The 1,326-nt window shown below is 56.3% G+C and carries 1 protein-coding gene; it reads right to left on the bottom strand.

Features of this window, described 5'->3' with window-relative positions:
- Positions 1-1,309 (bottom strand): cadherin-like domain-containing protein (locus ACR0I1_RS20485; protein ID WP_480707761.1); only part of this gene is annotated, 1,309 nt, incomplete at its 3' end.
- Positions 1,310-1,326: the final 17 nt, after the last annotated feature.

Genomic DNA, 1,326 nt, shown 5'->3' with positions numbered 1-1,326 from the left:
TCACGATCGGGTCAGCGCTGTTCTCGAAGTAATCCACCTGCGCGGTGTAGCCGGGCGTCACCCCATCCTTCGGCGCGCTCCCCGCAAAAACACCGGCCTCATTCACTTGCAGTACATGGTCGATCACCAGTGCTGTACTCCAGGTTACACCGTCATTTGATGTCTCGAACGTCCAGTTGTCACCCGCACGGGTGATCCTGAAATCCGTAACGCTACCAGAAGGAATGCTTTGGAACAGCACGAAATCCGTCGAGCCGTTCTCGACCACGCCTACGATCAGCCTCAGAACCGAATTCGACGTGGAAGCGATATCAAACCGGATAAAATTGCTTTCATCCTGAACCACCAGAAGCCCATGTTCCTGGAAGGTTTGGCTGGGTTCTGTCAAAAAACCGGCACTAATCTGAAAATCTTCATCCTCTGCAGCCTGCAATACCCGAGGAGTCGTCAGGAAATCCGAGGCGCTGACGGGAACTCCCGATGGAGAGCTGATCGCAAGATAACCGTCCGTTGCGCTGGTCCCTAGTTCGACTGATCCAGCAATTCCCGAAAACGTCCATTCTTCGGCCAGTGAGCCGCTGGCAAAATCATCCGACACCAGATCGCTGGGTAGTACAGTCCCATTGACAGTGACATTCACCGTTGCTGTATCGGTGTCTGTTCCATCTGAGATCGTGTAGGTAAAGCTGTCGGTCCCGCTGAACCCCGCATTCGGCGTGTAGGTATAGGTGCCGTCGCCATTGTCAACAAGCGCGCCATTGGCGGGCTGCGTCACACCCGTCAGGCTGAACGCATCGCCATCCGCGTCGCTGTCATTGGCCAACAGATCGCCCGCAACGTCGATCACCAGCGCCACGTCCTCATCCGTCACCAACCCGTCATCCGCCGCATCCGGCGCGGTGTTGGATGGAGGTATGATTGTGCCATCCTCGTTCACGATCGGGTCAGCGCTGTTCTCGAAGTAATCCACCTGCGCGGTGTAGCCTGAAGCCGAGCCGGTATTCCCTGCGTAAACACCGGCTTGCGACACGGTCAAATCATGCGTGAAACTACCTGCAGTGATCCAGCTGCTGCCATCCAGTGAGTATTCAAACGTCCAAACATCACCAGAGCGATCAACCCGCAAATAAGGGGCCGTGCCTTCGGGGAGGGCTGTCCGGAGGGCCTGGCTCGAGGCTCCATCCACGGTAATCGCCGCAAATGCATAGAGCTTACTGCCATCCGAATACGTGCCAAACCGCAACCAGTTGTCGGCGTCCTGCTCAACCAGCAAACCCTGCAACTGATACCTCTCAGTCGGAGTGGTCAAAAAACGCGTCCCGATCT

The sequence above is a fragment of the Ruegeria sp. B11 genome (assembly GCF_056539785.1).
Note: the sequence above shows the minus strand (reverse complement) of the source record. Positions and strands in the feature narration are given on the sequence as shown.